The sequence below is a fragment of the Leptotrichia sp. oral taxon 879 str. F0557 genome (assembly GCF_000469385.1).
Lineage (GTDB): Bacteria > Fusobacteriota > Fusobacteriia > Fusobacteriales > Leptotrichiaceae > Leptotrichia > Leptotrichia mesophila.
On sequence record NZ_KI271347.1, the window covers coordinates 13,161 to 32,178 of the forward strand.

13 protein-coding genes are annotated in these 19,018 nt (G+C 29.6%); all 13 read left to right on the forward strand.

Annotated elements, in window-relative coordinates; genetic code table 11:
- The first annotated feature begins 17 nt into the window (after window positions 1-17).
- A complete protein-coding gene (locus HMPREF1552_RS09675; protein WP_039901576.1) occupies window positions 18-3,170 on the forward strand; it encodes an autotransporter outer membrane beta-barrel domain-containing protein in 3,153 nt (1,050 codons plus the stop codon).
- Window positions 3,171-3,216: 46 nt separating this feature from the next.
- Window positions 3,217-3,645, forward strand: coding sequence for a hypothetical protein (locus HMPREF1552_RS09680; protein ID WP_021745000.1), 429 nt, complete (start codon window positions 3,217-3,219; stop codon window positions 3,643-3,645).
- A 368-nt stretch (window positions 3,646-4,013) separates the two neighbouring features.
- Window positions 4,014-6,281 carry a S8 family serine peptidase gene (locus HMPREF1552_RS09685; protein ID WP_021745001.1) on the forward strand — a complete coding sequence of 756 codons (2,268 nt, stop codon included), beginning with the start codon at window positions 4,014-4,016 and terminating at the stop codon, window positions 6,279-6,281.
- A 774-nt stretch (window positions 6,282-7,055) separates the two neighbouring features.
- Window positions 7,056-8,768 carry a zinc metalloprotease HtpX gene (locus HMPREF1552_RS09695; RefSeq protein ID WP_081686586.1) on the forward strand — a complete coding sequence of 571 codons (1,713 nt, stop codon included), beginning with the start codon at window positions 7,056-7,058 and terminating at the stop codon, window positions 8,766-8,768.
- Between the two features lie 32 nt (window positions 8,769-8,800).
- Window positions 8,801-10,744 carry a DKNYY domain-containing protein gene (locus HMPREF1552_RS09700; RefSeq protein ID WP_039901577.1) on the forward strand — a complete coding sequence of 648 codons (1,944 nt, stop codon included), beginning with the start codon at window positions 8,801-8,803 and terminating at the stop codon, window positions 10,742-10,744.
- Window positions 10,745-10,879: 135 nt separating this feature from the next.
- The gene (grpE, locus tag HMPREF1552_RS09705; RefSeq protein ID WP_039901579.1) at window positions 10,880-11,473 is read left to right on the forward strand and encodes a nucleotide exchange factor GrpE; all 594 of its coding nucleotides are present in this window, start codon (window positions 10,880-10,882) and stop codon (window positions 11,471-11,473) included.
- 18 nt (window positions 11,474-11,491) lie between these two features.
- Window positions 11,492-13,138 carry an Hsp70 family protein gene (locus HMPREF1552_RS09710; protein WP_039901580.1) on the forward strand — a complete coding sequence of 549 codons (1,647 nt, stop codon included), beginning with the start codon at window positions 11,492-11,494 and terminating at the stop codon, window positions 13,136-13,138.
- A 200-nt stretch (window positions 13,139-13,338) separates the two neighbouring features.
- Entirely contained in the window at window positions 13,339-14,343 is a 1,005-nt protein-coding gene (locus HMPREF1552_RS09715) for a hypothetical protein (protein WP_021745007.1), read from the forward strand.
- A gap of 76 nt (window positions 14,344-14,419) precedes the next feature.
- Entirely contained in the window at window positions 14,420-15,007 is a 588-nt protein-coding gene (locus HMPREF1552_RS09720) for a restriction endonuclease subunit S (RefSeq protein ID WP_021745008.1), read from the forward strand.
- Window positions 14,997-16,130: a hypothetical protein gene (locus HMPREF1552_RS09725; protein ID WP_021745009.1), complete on the forward strand. Its 1,134-nt coding sequence runs from the start codon at window positions 14,997-14,999 to the stop codon at window positions 16,128-16,130. Before HMPREF1552_RS09720 ends, HMPREF1552_RS09725 begins: the two co-directional genes overlap by 11 nt.
- A gap of 125 nt (window positions 16,131-16,255) precedes the next feature.
- The gene (trpS, locus tag HMPREF1552_RS09730; protein ID WP_039901582.1) at window positions 16,256-17,227 is read left to right on the forward strand and encodes a tryptophan--tRNA ligase; all 972 of its coding nucleotides are present in this window, start codon (window positions 16,256-16,258) and stop codon (window positions 17,225-17,227) included.
- Window positions 17,228-17,332: 105 nt separating this feature from the next.
- A complete protein-coding gene (rimP, locus tag HMPREF1552_RS09735) occupies window positions 17,333-17,821 on the forward strand; it encodes a ribosome maturation factor RimP (protein ID WP_021745011.1) in 489 nt (162 codons plus the stop codon).
- Complete coding sequence (nusA, locus tag HMPREF1552_RS09740; RefSeq protein ID WP_039901584.1) at window positions 17,821-18,978, forward strand: transcription termination factor NusA; 1,158 nt, start codon at window positions 17,821-17,823, stop codon at window positions 18,976-18,978. Before rimP ends, nusA begins: the two co-directional genes overlap by 1 nt.
- Window positions 18,979-19,018 lie beyond the last annotated feature (40 nt).

Here is a 19,018-nt window from a genome sequence, read left to right on the forward strand (position 1 = left end):
GTAAGGAGAGATCGAATATGAATAAAACAAAAAAATTAATGTTAGCGATATTTTCGTTAATTGCTATTGTAAGTTGTGGAGAAGCAGGTAAAAGTGGTGATTCAGGAAGTGGTACATCAGCAACAACTCCTACTGCTCCTGTGACATCAGGACCCTCAACAAGTCCAGCGACGACAATAAGTAATATGCCAAGATTCATAAAAACAGACTTAAGTAAACTTGCTAATAATGTAGATATTTTTAAATATGCTGTTGTTGGAGAAAAATGGATCCCAAGTGCTCGAAATACAACTAGAACTCGTTATGAAGTTGGAAATCATCAAATCGGGCTTGAATTAAGCGGAAGTTCTTCATCTCCACTTACTGTAACTAGGTCAACAACGATTAATGTAAAAGCTGGTGGAGCAGCATTGAGTTTTGATTATTACAGAACTGCTGAATCAAATTCAGATTTTGCTAATGCTCCTCAACTAGCTATGAGAAAATATTTAACTGAATATTTAAAGAATGCTAATAAGTTGACAATTAATATGGAACCAGGCTCATATTTATTTGTATTTAAAGGTATGGACGTAGAACTATCTAAAAATAATATTGCAAACCCTTTGTCCGCAGTTCCGGTAAGTTCAAGACCTACAATTAATGGAACAGGATATAAAATATTTAAATTCGATAATTCTACACTTTCTATTGATCAAAATGTAAATTTAGATGATCCTAATGATTTGTATAATCAAGTAGAATTTACAAATACAAATACTCATGTTTTGAAAGATTTTAAAATTGTTGGAACTAAGGATAATCAAATCGGTATTAAAAGTACAGAGTCATTTGATAGAGGTGGATGGAATATTTCTAACTCAAATCAGGGTACAATTGACTTAAAGGGAAATAATACTGTTGGAGTTTACAATACACGTGCAAGTTTTACTAATTACTCTAACGGGAAGATTTCTGTAAATACAAATTCTATCGGTATTTATTCAATAGATAACAATATTTTAGGAAATTCAGCAGGTGAAATAGAAAATAATGGTCTTATCAAACTGGGAGAAAGTTCTACAGGTATTTATTATGAAAAACGTTGGATTGATTATAATGGCAGTGTTCTTAATGATTATCTTGGAAAGATTGAAAGTAATTCTAATAATGTTATTGGAATAAGTGCAAATGTTCGTAATCAAAAAAAAGATCCTTCATCTCCTATTTGGGTCGTTGATATAATTAGAAATTATGGAAATATAAATTTAAATGGAGATAAATCAATTGGAATATATGCTGGTGGAGATGCTAATTATAATGCAATTAATGATGAACGGTATGGTAACGTAGGCGTAATTAAAATAGGCGATTCATTTGAAAAGAAGAATCCGAGCATGGGAATGTACAGTGATAATAAAAATGCAGTTTTAATAAATAAAGGAATTATTGAAATTGGGAAAAACTCTGTTGGTATGGCTGGATCCAAGAGCACTGTGCTAAATGATGCTGGAGGAATTATCAAAATTACTAAAGATGGTGGAGTTGGAATGTATTTAGGAGATGGTGCAGCAGGAACTAACAACGGAACTATAACTACTGTTGGCTCTCCAAAAAATGCAATTGGTGTAGTTGTTGGAAAAAATTCAGAATTTACAAATAATGGAACGATTCATATTGATTCTGCTGGTGGTGCTGGAATTGTTATCGCTGGTGGTGTAGTTAAAAATTATGGAAATATTGAAGTTAGTGGCGGAGCTGTGAGAAGCCGTACTGACAATACATATACTGTAAAAGTTTTATCAAATAGAGTAAAGCCAGTAGATAGTGACTTAGGAGTTTATGTAGATACTCTAGGAAGAACAAAACCAATTGAAGGACTTTCTAACTTAGGATTAAAAAATGCTGATTTACTAATTGGTGCTGAAGCAACTGAAAAAACTAATGCAACAGAAGTAACAGTTGGAAATGATGTGCTTGATCCATTTAATAAATCTATTGAGGCAAGTAATATTGCGAACTGGAATGTAAAAACAGGTTCTTTAGTTTGGGAAGCTGATTCTGAAATTAAAAATAACAAAGTAGAAAAAGTTACTTTGAAAAAACAATCTTATGCCAAGTTTGCTGATAGTGAAACAACTGAGGAAGTAGCAAAAGGATTGGATGAAAAATATACTGAAACTACTGTGGACTCAAAAGATAAAGAAGTATTCAATTATTTGAATACATTAAATAATAGAAAATTATTAGCAAAAACTTATAAAGAAATTGATGGAAATCAATATATCAATGTTCAACAAAGAATAGCACAAACTGATAATATTTTAGACAGCAAACTTTCTGATTTGCAAAAAGAAAATGTAGATAAATCTGGACATCATGTGTCTACTTTCTTTAATAAAGATAAACATGAAGCAAGAACTCCAGAAATAGCGAATACAAACAGCTCAGCTTACGGAATTTCATATTTATTCAATAATGCTGATGCAAAACAGGGAATTTATGCTGGAACAGTTATTAACAACTTCAAATTTAAAGACAATGGAAAATCAAAAGAAAATGTAACAATGTTTAAATTAGGTGCTTACAAGACATTTGACTTGAATAATCTTGAGTGGACTTTAAGCGGAGATGGATTTGTTTCTAAAAACGATATGAAGAGAAGATTTGTGATTGGAAATAATGTTTATGAAAATAAAGCTGGTTATAATGCTTATGGATTTGTATTGAAAAACGAATTTGGTAAAACTTTCAGCATTGGAGAAAATATTACGGTTAAACCTTATGCAGCTTTAAAACTTGGTTATGGAAGATTCTCGAAAATTAAGGAAAAAGATGGAACTTTGAATATGGAAGTTAAAGGAAATGACTTCTATTCTGTAAAACCATCTGCAGGAGTTGAATTTGGTTATTCTAATTCAATTACAGCAAATACTAAATTTAAGGCATCTTTAGGACTTGGCTATGAACATGAACTAGGAAAAGTTGAAAGCAAGGTAAATGAAGCTAAATTTGCGAACACAAGCACTAAAATCAACTTAAAAGGTGCAAAATACGAAAGACGTGAAAATTTCAAAAGCAATGTAAAAGTTGGATTTGAAGCAGGAAACTTTGACCTTACAGTAAATGGTGGATATGATACGAAAGATAAAAATGCTCACGTTGGTGTGGGACTTGGTGTTTCGTTTTAAAAGAAGTGAAAAATTATAAATAAAATATAGAAAGGAAGATTAATTTATGAAAAAATTGATTTTATTAGGGAGTTTGATTATCTCAAGTTTTGTTTTTGGAAGACAGTATACTTTTATAGCAAAGAATGCTTATTGTACACAACCCGTATCGGAATATAATACTTTTACATCTGTTGGTGAACTTGGATCTGGAACAGTATTTCCTTTTAGAAATTGTTATAATAATGGAAAAAAATTTAATTATCAAGGTACGTTTATTGTATCACCTATGGATAAAAGTACTTATGATAAAATTATTAAACAAAATTATCCATATCTTTTTTTCAAAGATGGTTCAGAAATCCATGTAATAGAAGCTACAGCAAAATCTACAAATGATGCAGGTTATTTTTTAATCGATATTAATGACGGCAAGAGCAATTTTTTGTTCTCACATAAATATGCGTATCCTAGTAGAAGTGATTGGGAAGATTAGTTAATCTATAAAAATTTAGGCAATAAATTACTAAAATTTATACTATTTCTCATTAAACATAATTAGATTTATCGTAAATATAATTTCTATTTTTTTAATGGGATTTAGTATTATGAAAACTTATTTTTTAAAAAAGAAACTAGCACTAAGTAGATAATTGTAATTTTAGAAGGAATTAATAATTATGTTTGGCAGCTTATAGTTTAAAATTATAAATTGCAAAATTTAACAGAAACAGCATATTTAATGTCTTTTAGAAAATATCTAGGGATATAAAAGAACTTAGGGATTTATTTATCAATATTTAATAAATTTTCAAATAGGATAAATCAAAAAAACAGGAATAAAGGACATGAAAGGAGAAAAACATGAAAAAACTGATAATAACGTTAAATTTAATTTCAGTTATTGTCTATGGAGCAAGTGAGTTAAGATATGTTAACAGTCAAACATATACTCGGAATAAAGATGATTATATAGTATATAAAAAGAATGAGGCAAGAAAGTCTGGAATAAATGACTATATTGGACTTTTTGATGGAACAATAGACTTGGATGATGTGAGCAAACTAGCAGGAATTCCTTTTCCAAAAGTATGGTATTTTCCAGGGGCAGAAAACGAGGAGTTTCAAAAGGTAAAAAAGGATAAAAGCAGTGATAATCATCTTTCATCAATGTTCCGTGCATTCATAATGATGGTAGGAAATGATTGGGGGTCACAAAATTACGGAAGACTTTATACAAGTTCATTGCAGGGGGAAAATCAGGCTGTGATGCCTTATGGGATTGCACAAAGCTCATTGACGATTACTAACAACTATAGCGGGCATTTGACCTCGCAAGCTCCGTATTACGGAAATGTGATAAACGAGATGTCTGCATTGCCAATGACAGGCAGAAGAATGCTTGATGCAGATTATACTGAAAACGGAAACCTGTTCATACAAGCCATGGAGAATGAAACTCCAATAAATACTGTGAAACTACAGAAAAATACATCAGGAACGAAATCAGGTCTTGTGAATATTGATAATTACACGGCAGTATCAAGCGGATATGGAATAGAAGCTCAGAAACTCATGAGAGCTGAAAGCATACATGTTATTCAGGAGATTTGCGGAGGATGGAGTAGAGGATGGGAACAAGGGGGAGACTACAAGAACAGCTGGAAAGATGTTACGACTCAAAGCTCAGGAGAAACTACCTTGGATTTTTTGGACAAAGAAAAAAAATTGAGAAATGGAAAGCTTGCCAAAATGGTGGAACATGGATACGCAAAGAATGAATGTGTGCTTTCATCCGAAAAGACGGATATTGCTTCACTACCCCTGTTGTCAAGAGCGCATACTGTGGTTGCCAATGGACAGGTATGGAATGGAAATAGGGTAACAAATGGAACTTCCTTTGCAGCTCCAAAGATTGCAGGACTTGCAGCTAAGATACAGGAGAAGTTTCCAGGGATGAGCTATCATCAAATCAAACAGCTGATACTTACGACAGCAAACAGAACAGAAGACAGATTATCTAGTTTCATAGGGTGGGGTACGCTTAATGAAACTAAGGCATTGAATGGTCCTTCTATGCTTAATGCAGGACTTATTGAGGAAGAAAAATTTTTTACAGGGATGTACGATAAAGTAATGGCAAAAGATGGAACTAAATTTTTTTGGGCTGAAGTTCCGCAAGGAGCAAAGTGGAAATGGAGCAACGACATATTTCCGGGATTTGAGGACAAACCTAGTGGATATGATACATTTGACACGGCTCTTACAGGGGAGCGTCCTGATGGAAGAATGGCAAGTGCACTGAGTTATGCTTCTGTTGTTGAAGGAATAAATATTGCAAGATATGTACCTAATGAAAAGAACTTCTACTATGACGAAGATGACATGGAAACAAGAGCAGGATTAAGAAAGGCTGGAAATGGAATATTGGAGCTTAATGCAAATTTGAGATACAGGGAAGTAACTCAAATTCTTCAAGGGAAATTTATCCTTAATGGAAACTCTGATAGTGAACTAAGAGTATTCAAAAACGCAACACTGGAAATCAATGGAAATAGGAATATCCAAAGTTTAATTGCTGATGGAGGAAAAGTGAGCCTTAATGGAAACATGACAATAAATCATTTTGGAATTGATTCAGGGGATATAAGTTTTTCTGGAAATATCACAATAAATAACCTTTATGTAAAAAATGAGGCAGAAAAACAGAAGTACATGTCAATGAAAAATCTTAAAATAGGTAAAGTGTTTTTTAGAGATTTTGAGCCTGTAAATGCGATAATTAATAATAAGAAGGTCGCAAATATTAAGCATGAATACTTTATGAATAATTTTTCTTCTTCCCCTAAGACTTTAGGGATATATGATATAGACAAGAAAGAAATTTTTGCGAAGATTAGGGAAAGATACAAAACAAATGCAGATTCTCCAAACAGGGAATATATTCCAGGATACAAAGATGGAGGATTTACAGCTGACAGAGATCCCGACGCTGAAAGATTTAATTATAGATACTACCTAGGTGGTACAATGTGGTTCATGGGATTTAGTCCAAACCTTAAAACAACAGGTAAGGACTGGAAAATGTATGACTATCAGGCAGTACAAGGAAAATTTAAAAAGATAGAATAATGAATCTTTTTAATTTATAGAATGATAGGAAATATTACTGAAAATACAGAATATCATAGTTTTTTAAAAAAGGACTTAGTTGATATTTTGAAAATTATTCTGATAAATCAAAAGATAATCAACATATGATTATAACTGATGTAAGGTTTGAATAAAAAAAATTGTATATTTAATTTTTAAGATATTTTTGTTATTAGAGTTACTATTGTAATTTTTAACTAAGATATCTTTTTTTTATTCAAAATTATTTAGAATCAGATTTTATATAGTTTTGTTTTCTTCTTTAAATATTTAAATAATTATAATTATGTTTTATAAAAAAGAAATAAAAGTATAAAAATTACAAAATAATTTATTATTTTAAATAAAAGTGTTGATAAAAAACAAAATATATATTATAATTACTTTATAAAAATACAGAAATAAAATTATGTTATTGCTAATAGAAATTTCTATAAAAAAATTAATTAAGAAAGGAGGTTAGATTTATGAAATTTAATTTTACCAATGAATTTAATTTATTGTGTTGATAATGAAAAATATTAAAATTATTAATTTTTGATTGTAACTGAATAATAAAACAAATAACTAAGTTAGGAGAGATTAGAATGTATTTTATTGATTTTTTTAAAAAAGTATTTAAGTTAAAAAATATTGGGATAATTGTATGGATGGTAATAAATTTATATATAATAATTAGTTTTTTTCCAACAACTGAAGGAGTCACAAATGGCTCTGAGGCATTAGTGGCCATAATTCGAGGAGTTATTGTATATGCGATTTGTAGCGTTGGCATTATCTCCAATAGGTGAGGCGATTTTTAGGTCAATGAACGGATGTAGAGAAATTGTTGATTCATCCATTCTTAACCGATTGACACCATTATTTAATGAAATTTATGAAAAAGCTAAGTTAAAAGATCCGAATTTGTCACAGAACATTAAACTGTACATCGTAGACCAGCCCTATCCAAATGCCTTTGCACTTGGAAGAAATACAGTTTGTGTAACAAACGGACTGTTGCATCTGGATGATGCTGAAATAAAAGGTATTTTTGCTCATGAGTTTGCACATCTGTCAAATAAAGATACAGATATTGCGTTGTTTATATATGTAGGAAATTTACTTGCTTCGTTGATGTTTCTTATTCTTAGAGTCATACTTTTTATAATAAGTTTTCTTATGATAAGTTTTTCTGAATCAAACAGCACATATGAAACGTATGATGCTTATGGAAGACGACAAAGAAAAAAAGGTGGAGCTTTAAAAGGATTTGTCTTGGCAGCAGGTCTTGATATGATTTATGTGGCGATAATTGGACTATATACAAAATTAGGAATAATTTTAGTAAGTCATTCAAGCAGAAATCATGAATTTGCAGCAGATAAATTTGCGTATAACTTGGGGTATGGAAGGGAGTTAAGAGACGCTTTGGTAGAATTGCAGGGAGAAGCTGAAAAGCCAACAGGCTTTGTAGCAAACCTTATGGCAACTCATCCTAAAACAGCATTAAGAATTGAAAAATTAAATATGTATTTATCAGGAAATTTTGATGATGATTTGAATAAATCTATAGATGAAGAGCCACAAACATCAAATGACAAAACTGACACAGCTGATTATAATACAAGTAAAACAGATTATTCATCAGCTAGTTCAAACGATACGGCTTCCTTTAACAAAGAAGAGAGAAAATATTCAGTTGATTCCAATGACACAATGAGACAGCCAACAATTAACGGTGTAATTTTTATTGATGATGATATAAATTCTGATAAAAATATCAATAATATTAAGAATCAGAAAATTATAAACGAAAGAACAACAGCTTCAAATACAGCAACTTTTAATAAAAATGAAGAAAAAATTAGTTCAACTGATGTATCAAAACAGCATAATGATACAACTTTCAGGGAAGATAATAGCAAAAAGGGTAGTTATGAAAAAATAGAGGATACAAAAGCAAAAACGAAAGTGGAAGTGACTAGCTCAAGTCAAAAAAATAATGATAGAATATTTTATATAGGATTATTTGCTTCAAGTTTTATTCAAATTATTCCAGCGATTTTTACAAAGACTGCTTTTTTGTTACTTAATGTTGGAGTTATATTTGGTGATAAATTCCAGCTATATGACTTAGCTATAAGCATTACTTATTTTGCCGATGCACTTGGTGAAGTATTTGATAAGATAATATATTTATTTACACGAGAATTATATTTAGCATGTGATATAATTTTAATATTATTATCAATACTAATAATTATAAAATTAAATAAAGAAAACAGGGGAAATGAATTAAAACGAATAAATTATTTATCAGCAATAGTTGGGAGCTGTATGCGTATTTTTATTCGAATAGCAAGTTATTATTATATAATGGATTTAAAGAATTTAGATAATTTGTGTGATGTTATTTTATTAATATCAGCTATCACAAATGGAATTCTTATCTTCAAAAGAAAAAAGAACAATAAAAAATATTAAATTATTTAAAAAATGTGGTTGGAGGGATTTTTATGAAGAATAAATTTTTTAGAGTTATATTAGGGGTATTTGTTTTAGCGAATCTGGGAATGGCGGAATATGTGAAAAGGAATAATGAAATTTATTATAAGTATTCTAAAGAAGACGATATAGGGATTAAGGTAAAAAATGTTAATTTAAATACATTTAAAATATTGAATGATAGATATGCAAAAGATGATAAAAGTGTTTATTTTTCAGGAAATAAATCGTTTGAAGATGTGGACAGTAAAACTTTTGAAGTGCTGCCAAACTATTATTCAAAAGATAAAAATAATGTTTATAGGCCAATTAATGAATGGATCCGCAAAATAAATGGAGCAAATCCAAAAACAATAAAAGCTTTGGGTTATTTTTATTCAAAAGATGATAAAAATGTGTTCTATGGTTCAGATAAAATTTTAAATGCAGATGTAAATTCGTTTGTGGTTTTGGAGGGAGACCATAGTTATGCAAAAGATAAAAATTCAGTCTATTATTCAGGAGAAAAAATTGAAGGTGCGAATCCAAAAACATTTAAAATAATTTCGGATGGAATGTATTCAAAGGATGATAAAAATGTGTATGCGACAGTAGACATTATAAAAGGTGCAGATCCTCAAACTTTTAGAAGAATTTCTGAAACAAATTATGCCAGAGATAAGAATAACCTGTATTATTACTTTGGAGAGGTTAAAAATCTTGGAAAAATAAATGAAAAAGATTTTAAAGTTTTGGATAGTGATTTGGTTAAAAATGGAAATGAAATCTACTATTTGGGAGAAAAAGCGAATATAAAAAATCCTGAAAAATTTGAACCAATAAAAGCTTCAGATGATAAACGTATTCTTTATGGAAAAGATGATGAAAATGTATATGCAGTAACGTCAGATGAAAAGCATGGATATTTTAAGGTTATAAAAAATGCTGATAAAGATACTTTTGAAGTAATGGAGAAAGATACCAGATATTCAAAAGATAAAAATAATGTTTATTATGCAGGGTATAATGTTGTGCAGTTACAGGATGCAGATAAAAATAGTTTTACTATTGTAGAAGATGAAGATTTTTCATACGATAAAAAAAATGTTTATTATGCAGGAAGAAAACTAAATGATATAAGTCCAAATGGCTTTAAAGTTACAAGACTGGTTAATAGACGAAATATACCGCTTAATTTTTTAAATGACAATAAGAATATATACAAACTTATTGACATATTTGATGAAGAAACTGGCGAGCTGAAAAGTGTAAAAACAGCCGTTGTAAAAAATCCTAAGGTAGATTCTAAAACTTTTGAAATATTTAGTTATTCGGAAAATTATTTCCGTGATAAAAATAACGTGTATTATGAAAATGAATTGTATAAAATGGGCTTGAAAAAAATAGAAGGTGCAGATAGAAACAGTTTTGAAGTTTTGAATGATGAATTTTCAAAAGACAAAAACAATGTCTATTATTATGGAAATAAAATGAAAGGTATAAGTCCAGTTGGATTGGAGTTTGTGGATAGTAACTTTAAAAATGGTGAAGATATTATTTCTTTTTTTAAAACTAAAGATAAAGTTTATGCCTTGAAAACTAGAACTGGTAAAGAAGCATACGAAATAGTCCCTTTAAATTTTGACGCAACTTCTTTTAAAGATTCCAATGCTGATTATCCGTATGGATCTAAATTTGAGGGTTATTTTCAGGACAAAAACGGAGTTTATTATTTTGACATGTCTAAATTGGATAAATTAACTCCAAATAATATTTTTTCAAAAGTAGAAGGTGCTGATACTTCGTCATTTGTACAGTTAATGTTTGGTTATGCAAAGGATAAGAACAAGGTATATCGTGGGAATCAGGAAATTAAAGGTGCAGATCCAGAAAGTTTTAAAATAATTGAGACAAGCGGGAAAGTTATAGTAAAGGATAAAAATAGGGCTTATAGGGAAATAAAAGAAGAATTTTAAATTGCACAGAAAAAGTTAGTGAAATTTAGTGATAAATATGCTATAATACAATAAATTGTCTAAATGTATTAAAAACATATTTAATATTAAATATAATTTGGTAAGAAATTAAGGATACATGAAAGGACAATGATTATGGAAGCGGAAAAAATTGAGAAAAGGGGCGTATCAAAAATATTTCATCCAGCTTTAAAAAATGAAGCAGTAAAATTGGATGCTGAAGAAAAAAGTGTATTTGAAGAGATTCAGGAACTTAATGAAAAAATGGATGTTATGAATGATACGGTTTCTCAAAAAATCTTAAATATAGATTTTGAAAAAAATATAGTCGACAAATTGCACAAGGAACTTCAAGACTATAAAGATGATCTTTATTTTCAGCTTATAAAACCTCTTATAATGGATTTGATAAATATGAGGGAAAGGATGAGAAGAGCTGTAAAACATTCTTCCAAAGAAACTGATGAAAAAAAAGTTGAAATGCTTGAAAGTTATGTGGAAGAAATTGAAACTATTTTAGAAAATAATAATATAGAAATTTACGAAACTAAAAAAGAAAAAGATGATTACAAGGTAAAGAAACAACGTATAGTAAAACAAATAAAAACATCAGATGAAAAATTACATGGAAAAATTTGTAATATTTTAACGAATGGATATATTTATACAGAAAAAAATAAAATTATCTTTCCAGAAAAAGTAGAAGTATATGTTTATAAAAACAATTAAATGAAAGGAAGAATAAAAATGTCAAAATATGTATTTGGAATTGATTTAGGAACAACATATTCTTGTATAGCTCGTGTAGATGAAACAGGAAGAGCAGAAGTGATTAAAAACTTAGAAGGCGAAAACATAACACCTTCTGTAGTAGCTTTTGAAGATAATAGTGTAATCGTGGGAAGCGATGCAAAAGAAGAATCAAGCATAAAGCCAGAAACAACAGTGTTATTAGTAAAATCTTACATGGGGAAAAAAACTAGCATGCTTGATTATAATGGCGAGCCTAAAATGCCGGAAGAAATTTCATCATATATTTTAAAAAAACTTGCAAGAGATGCTTCGGAACGGCTTGGAGTCGAAGTGAGAGATGTTGTGATAACTTGTCCTGCATATTTTGGAACAGCAGAACGTACAGCTACTAAAAATGCTGGTAAAATTGCTGGATTGAATGTTTTAGAAATTATAAGCGAACCGACAGCTGCAGCAATATATTATGGCTGCACAAGAAAACATGATGAAAAGACAGTTCTAGTGTATGATCTTGGTGGAGGAACGTTTGATGTTACAGTTATGAGAATAAGTGCTGATAAGATAGAAGTTATATGTTCTGACGGAGATCATGATTTAGGCGGTAAAAATTGGGATGAAACATTAATGTCTTATTTAATTAATCAGTTTAGTGAAAAAGTTGGATATGAAGTGGAACCAGATGAATACTTGGATCAGAGATTAAGGGAACTGGCTGAAAAATTAAAAAAGAGATTAACTTCAAGCACTAAAGCAAGTGGAATACTGGAAGGTGATGGAAGGCAGGAAAAATTAACAATAACTAGAGAAGAATTTGAGAGAATGACATCGGTATATCTTAGAGAAACAATGAATAAAGTGGACTCTGTACTTGAAATAGCGCAAAGTAAAGGATATCAAGTTGATGAAGTTCTTTTGGTTGGGGGATCAACAAGAATGCCTCAAATAAAGGAAACGCTGGAGAAAAAATTTGAAAAAGAAAAAGTTCAGTTTCTTGAACCTGACGAAGCTGTAGCTAAAGGAGCCGCAATTCATGCTGTGAATGTTTATGTAAATAATCAGAAAAATCTTACCGAAAAGGATTTTGAATCTGAAGAAGACGTGCAAGTAAATATTGATGGAGATATAAAAGAGTTAAATGCAAAAGACTATAAGGAAAAATTAAGTTTTTCTCCAGAAATAATGAGTCTAGGAGGTAAGGCAAGGGAAGTTGTTATGGCAACAACAAAAAGCTTTGCATTAAATCCTATTGTAAATGGTAAACAGATTGGTTATAATATGATTATAAAGAATCAGCCTTTAAATAACGGTTTTTTAGAAGTTTCAAAAGTTTTTGGAACTTATCTTGAAAATCAAGAAAGTGTAAATATAGCAATATATGAAAATGACAGTATGGAAGAGTATTTTGAATTGGAGGAAAATTTGAAACTAGGAGATATAAATTTGGAATTGCCTAAAATTCTTCCAAAACAATCTCCAATAGAAATAACTTTAAAATTAACTAAAGAGGGAATCCTTGAAGTAAAGGGACTTGACAAAACTAGTAATAAGGAAGTAAAGGTTGAGATGAATACAAAAGGGATTATGTCGAAAGATGAACTGGAGAAAATAAAACTTAAGGTTCAAGGTATAACATTAATATAAAAATTATTTTTATAAAATGCTCAAGTTTTTTAATATCTAAATTGATATTATGGAATTTGAGTAAATTTTTATTTGTTAATCATAGATTGTATAATAATTGCGAGAAATTTAAAATTACTATTTGAATTGTAATGTGGCAGTTTAATTTTAATGTAGTTTTGCTGAATTTGAATAAATAAGAATGCAAAGGAGAATATACAGTGTCAAAAGAAATAAAAGATAATTGGTATGTAGTATTGGGATTGGATTTTTATCCTATTGCTGAGGAAAATGAAGAAATTATAAAGAATAGAATAGAAGAAAAGAAATCTGAGTGGGAAAGAAGGAAAGTTCGTGCTTATAATAAAGAAAATTTTATAAGATACATTAATTCATACGACACTATAAAAGAGGAAATGTTAGGGAGTAATAATATAAGAAAAGAATTAATAGAAGATGCCATCGCTCCTGTAGACAATGCTTTAAAAATGGGAGAAGGAAGCATTAAAGTCTTTACAGATGATATTATAAAAAAAATTTCAAGGGAAACAAAGAGAAGTGAGAAAGTCGTAAGACAAAGAATTATGGAAAATCCTAATTTTGAATTGTATGATGAAACAATTTACAATGATTATCTTAACATTATTAAAAATAAGACTGATTTTGAAATAATAGAAAAATCATTAAAAATATTGAATAGCAAAGATATTTATAGCTTTTTGAGTTCTCAAAATTTAAAATTTGAAACTTTAGATAACAGTATTATAAATAAAGAAAGGAAAAAACTGACAAATCTTCATAATAATATTTCTTCTGCTAAAAACAAATTATATAGTCAAATTGAAAATATGGTTAACAATAATGAAGAAAAACAAAAATATGATAAATATTTAAAGTATAGTAAAGTAATGAAAGAGCTAAATTATGTAAAAATATACAAAAACGGAACTGTAGGAATTAAACCTGTTCAAAACATCAAAAAAATATTAGGCAATGAAAAAGAAGCAACTAATATTTTTATAGGCTTTTGTGAAGAAAATAATATTGCATACAATCTTTCGAATAACTCGGATACAGTAATTTCAGATACTTTAGATGATGAAAATGAAAATTTTAAAATTACATCTGATAATAAACAGACTAACTATATGATCAGATATGTTGTGGCTTTAGCAGTATTCGCTTTAGGAGTTTTTGTAATAAATACATATTTTATAGGAATATAAAAGAATAATTACATAGTATTCTGTGTTTTTTTGTGTTATAATAAATATGGAAAAAATAAAATAAGAAGAGGTAGAAATGAAATTAGGAGATAATGTAGATATAATAGCGCCATTAAACGTAAAAACGGCTGATTCTGAAACAGGATATTTTTTACTAAATCCAACAATGATAAGCAACGGAAAAATAGAAACTTTTGACTATGCAGAAGTTCCAGACAGATATAAAAATGGAAAAAATAAAATAGCCGATAAGTATTTTATAAAAAAGGATGATGTGCTATTTCAAGCTAAAGGAAGTAAAATAGATGTAGTGTATGTAGATAAGGATTATGAAAAAGTTCTTCCATCAACACTTTATTTTATTTTAAGACCAAATGAAAAAATAAATCCCAAATATCTTCAATGGCTTTTAAAAACAGAACTGGTATTATTGTATTTTGAAAAGAAATATAAAACAATGGGGACTGTTAGGGCTGTGAACAAGGGAGACATAGTGGACCTGAATGTGAAGATACCCGAAAGAAAAATTCAGGACGAAATGGCTAAAATAATAACAAGTTTTGAAGAGGAAGAATACAGTACAATGAAATATTTAAACATAAAAAGAAAGTACATTGAAGAAAGAGTTATTGAAAACAATCAGGTGATAATAGATGAAGAATAAATTTTTTAAAGTTATGAGCGAAGAACTTGAAAATGAAAAAAAATCAAAAAAAATAGATATACTTAAAACATCATTATTTTTATATATGACTGTAATAAGTAAAGTTCTTTATGAAGAACTGGAAGTTTTGAAAAATAGTAATTATTTATTTTTAGAATATTTAAATAATATAGGTTTTACGTACAATTTAAAAGAAAATTATTTGAAAAATATGAAGAATCTATCAAGTAAAATAAAGATATTTGAAGATACCTATAAAGCTATAGAAAGTCGTTTGAACAGGGAAGAGCTGATTGAAGATGCAGGAGCTATGGAAATAGATCTTAAACTAGACATTTTCAGAGGACAATGTGTAAAAATAGCTAAGAATTATATTGATAAAATAATCAACAGCGCAGTAATACCTAATGACAACACAGTTCAGCTGTTATCAGAAATTCTTGGAATAAAAAATAACGAAATTTTATATGCTATAAATTTTTTTGAAGAAAACATGTTTTATGATTACGAAATACCAAAAAATGAAATAGATACTATTACTGATATTTTATTTTCCATAGCTAATTTAAAAAAGAAAGAAAAAATATCAATAATTTTAACAAAAGAAATAACATCAAAAGAATTAATATATGAATCAATAAAAAATAATAAAAAAGGCATAGTGGAGAAAAGCGTTATTGATTCGTTAACTTTAGAAGAAAAAGAGGGATTAGTAAAGTCAGATAAAATTCAATGCGTAATATCTGTACCGTTTAATAATGTATTAAAGAATCAAGTAATAATATTTAACGAAGAAAAAGAAGAAAAAGAACATATATTATTTGTTCAAACACAAGATTTTTTTGAAAAAGGGAATGAAAAAATTAAAGTTGAGAACTTTAAGGAATTGTTAAAAATTCTTGATGAAAAAGAGGAAGTTAATGGAGTCTTAAAATCAGTTTCCAATGATGCAGTATTAGAGAAAGAATGTAATTTTGATATTTTAAATTATGTCTTTAAAATAAAGGAAAAAATTAATTTGGAAGAATTAATGGCAGAAAAGGATGAAAGTTATAAAATAATGATAGAAAAAAGAGAAAAATGTGATAAGTTATTAAGAGAATCTTTAGAGGTAAAAAAATAGACATTATTTTATTCCGCTTTTTAGGCTTTTTCAATATTTTACAAATCTTTTTTTTAGTGATATAATACAGATATGTTTTTAAAAATATAAGTATCTGTTTAATAATATAAATTATGGAGGTTTTTATGAGAAGCTTATCGGGAATACAGCCCAGCGGGATTTTACATATTGGAAATTATTTTGGAGCTATTAAGCAGTTTGTAGAGCTGCAGGATGAATATGAAGGTTTTTATTTTTTGGCAAATTATCACGCTTTGACGTCTTCACCAAAAGGAGAGGATTTGAAGGCTAATACGATTGGTGTAATTTTGGACTATTTGGCTTTGGGACTGAATCCTGAAAAATCAACACTGTTTTTGCAGTCGGATGTACCTGAACATGCCGAATTATCTTGGATTTTGTCAAATATTGCTCCAATGGGGCTACTAGAAAGAGCTCATTCATATAAGGACAAAGTTGCGAAGGGAATCAAACCAAATGTGGGGCTTTTTACTTATCCAATACTTATGGCTGCTGACATTTTAATGTATTCGCCAGATATTGTGCCTGTTGGAAAGGATCAAAAACAGCATTTGGAAATGACTCGTGATATTGCAACTAAATTTAATGAAACTTACGGCAAGGAAGTATTTAAATTGCCAAAAGAAAAAATCGTTGAAAATGTAGCGACTGTGCCAGGAACAGATGGTGATAAAATGAGCAAGTCCTATGGAAATGTAATAAATATGTTTGGTTCAAAAAAAGCATTGAAAAAACAGATAATGAGCATTGTAACAGATTCAACACCTTTAGAAGAACCAAAAGATCCTGATAACAACATCACAAAATTATATGCTCTTTTTGCAACAGAAATGGAAGTAGAAGCACTAAAGGAAAAATTCAGAGCAGGAAACTTTGGATATGGACACGCTAAAAATGAATTGTTTGATAAATTTATGGATTATTTTTCTCCATTCCAGAAAAAAAGAGAAGAACTGGAAAATAATATGGACTATGTGTATGGAATTTTGCGAGAAGGTGCAAATAAGGCTAGAAATATTGCAACTGAAAAGATGGATGAAGTTAGAGATGTAGTGGGGCTTTTGAAAAAAAATTAGGGGCTTGAAAAAAAAGCGAAAATGTGTTATTATAGTTATAGAAAATAATTTTAGGTAGAGAGTGGGTTAGCCCACTCTTTAGTTTTAGATACGAGGTGTAATTTTATGGAACAAATTTTAAATGAGTTTGAGAAGAAAATCGAATTACATTTAAAAGAAATGAATCTGGAATTGGCAGATTTAGAATATGTAAGAGATGGTGGATATAATTATTTGAGGGTATATGTGGAGAAACTGGATGGAACTACGACGCTTGATGATTGTATTGATTTTAGTCGTGAGATTGACGGGATTGCGGATGACTTGATTGAGGAGAAGTTTTTTCTGGAGGTTTCGACACCTGGGGTTGAGCGTAGATTGAGAAAGCCTAAGGATTTTGTGAGATTTTCGGGAGAGAGAATTAATGTTCAGGCTAAGAGCAATATTGAAGGAGCGAAGAGGTTTTTAGGAAAATTGGAAAAATTTGAGAATGATACGGTTTTTCTTTTAGATGATAAATTGGAAAAAATAGTGGAAATACCACTTTCTAAATTAAAGAAAGCAAATTTAATATATGAATTACCAAATGGCATATTAAATAGTGAGGAGGAATGATGAAAGGGCGAGATCAAAAAATATTTTTGGAAGCACTTGATGAACTTGAAAAAGAAAAGGGAATTTTAAAGGAAGAATTGCTGGAAACAATAGAAACTGCATTGCTTGCGGCATACAAAAAAAATTATGGTGAAAAGGACAATGTAAAGGTAACAATTAATAGAAATAGTGGAGATGTAAAGGTTTATTCACAAAGACTGATTGTAGAAAACGTAGAAAATCCCGAAGAGGAAATTAGTCTGGAAGATGCAATTTCTGTTAAAAAGCGTTCTAAGCTGGGAGATATTCTGGATTTGGAAATTAATGCGGAAAGTTTTAAGAGAAATGCTATTCAGAATGCAAAACAGATTGTTGTACAAAAAGTCAGAGAGTGTGAAAAAAGAAATATCTTTAATAAATTTAAGGAAATTGAAAATTCAATTGTTTCTGCAAATGTTAGAAAGACTGATGAAAAAGGAAATTTGTATGTAGATATAAATGGACTTGAAGCAATTGTACCAGCAAAGGAATTATCGCCAGTAGATGTATTCAGACAAGGAGATAGAATTAAAATTTATATCGGCGCTGTGGAAGAATCTACAAAATTTACAAAAACTTTTGTTTCAAGAAAATCTGAAGAATTACTTCGAGGACTGCTTGAATTAGAAGTTCCTGAAATTTATGAGGAAATTATTGAAATCAGAAACATCGCAAGGGAAGCGGGAAGCCGTTCTAAAGTGGCTGTTTACTCAAATGATGAGAATCTGGACGTTAAAGGTGCATGTATTGGACGTAATGGGATGAGAATCCAAAACATCATCGATGAACTTTGTGGAGAAAAAATCGACATTGTTCTTTGGAATGAGGATATAACAGAATTTGTCAAAAATGCCTTGAATCCTGCAGAAGTTCTGTCAGTGGAAATCATTGAAGAAGGCGAAGAAAATATGAAAGTTGCAAGAGTGCTTGTAGCAGAAAATCAATTATCACTTGCAATTGGTAAAAAAGGTCAAAATTCAAGACTTGCGGCAAGACTGTGCGGTGTGAAAATTGATATTCATACAGAGCCTGCTGAAATTGATGGATTTGAAGAGTACGAAGAAGATACGGCTTTTAATGATTCATTTGAAGATGAAGCTGAGGAAAGTGCATTTGCTGGACTTCACGAGGAAGACTAAAATTTGTAAAAATTATAAAAGATAAGTATTGAAAAAGTAT

Coding starts and splice junctions, on each gene's coding strand:
- HMPREF1552_RS09675 (WP_039901576.1), top strand. CDS start 18: ATGAATAAAACAAAAAAATTAATGTTAGCGATATTTTCGTTAATTGCT.
- HMPREF1552_RS09680 (WP_021745000.1), top strand. CDS start 3,217: ATGAAAAAATTGATTTTATTAGGGAGTTTGATTATCTCAAGTTTTGTT.
- HMPREF1552_RS09685 (WP_021745001.1), top strand. CDS start 4,014: ATGAAAAAACTGATAATAACGTTAAATTTAATTTCAGTTATTGTCTAT.
- HMPREF1552_RS09695 (WP_081686586.1), top strand. CDS start 7,056: ATGCGATTTGTAGCGTTGGCATTATCTCCAATAGGTGAGGCGATTTTT.
- HMPREF1552_RS09700 (WP_039901577.1), top strand. CDS start 8,801: ATGAAGAATAAATTTTTTAGAGTTATATTAGGGGTATTTGTTTTAGCG.
- grpE (WP_039901579.1), top strand. CDS start 10,880: ATGGAAGCGGAAAAAATTGAGAAAAGGGGCGTATCAAAAATATTTCAT.
- HMPREF1552_RS09710 (WP_039901580.1), top strand. CDS start 11,492: ATGTCAAAATATGTATTTGGAATTGATTTAGGAACAACATATTCTTGT.
- HMPREF1552_RS09720 (WP_021745008.1), top strand. CDS start 14,420: ATGAAATTAGGAGATAATGTAGATATAATAGCGCCATTAAACGTAAAA.
- HMPREF1552_RS09725 (WP_021745009.1), top strand. CDS start 14,997: ATGAAGAATAAATTTTTTAAAGTTATGAGCGAAGAACTTGAAAATGAA.
- trpS (WP_039901582.1), top strand. CDS start 16,256: ATGAGAAGCTTATCGGGAATACAGCCCAGCGGGATTTTACATATTGGA.
- rimP (WP_021745011.1), top strand. CDS start 17,333: ATGGAACAAATTTTAAATGAGTTTGAGAAGAAAATCGAATTACATTTA.
- nusA (WP_039901584.1), top strand. CDS start 17,821: ATGAAAGGGCGAGATCAAAAAATATTTTTGGAAGCACTTGATGAACTT.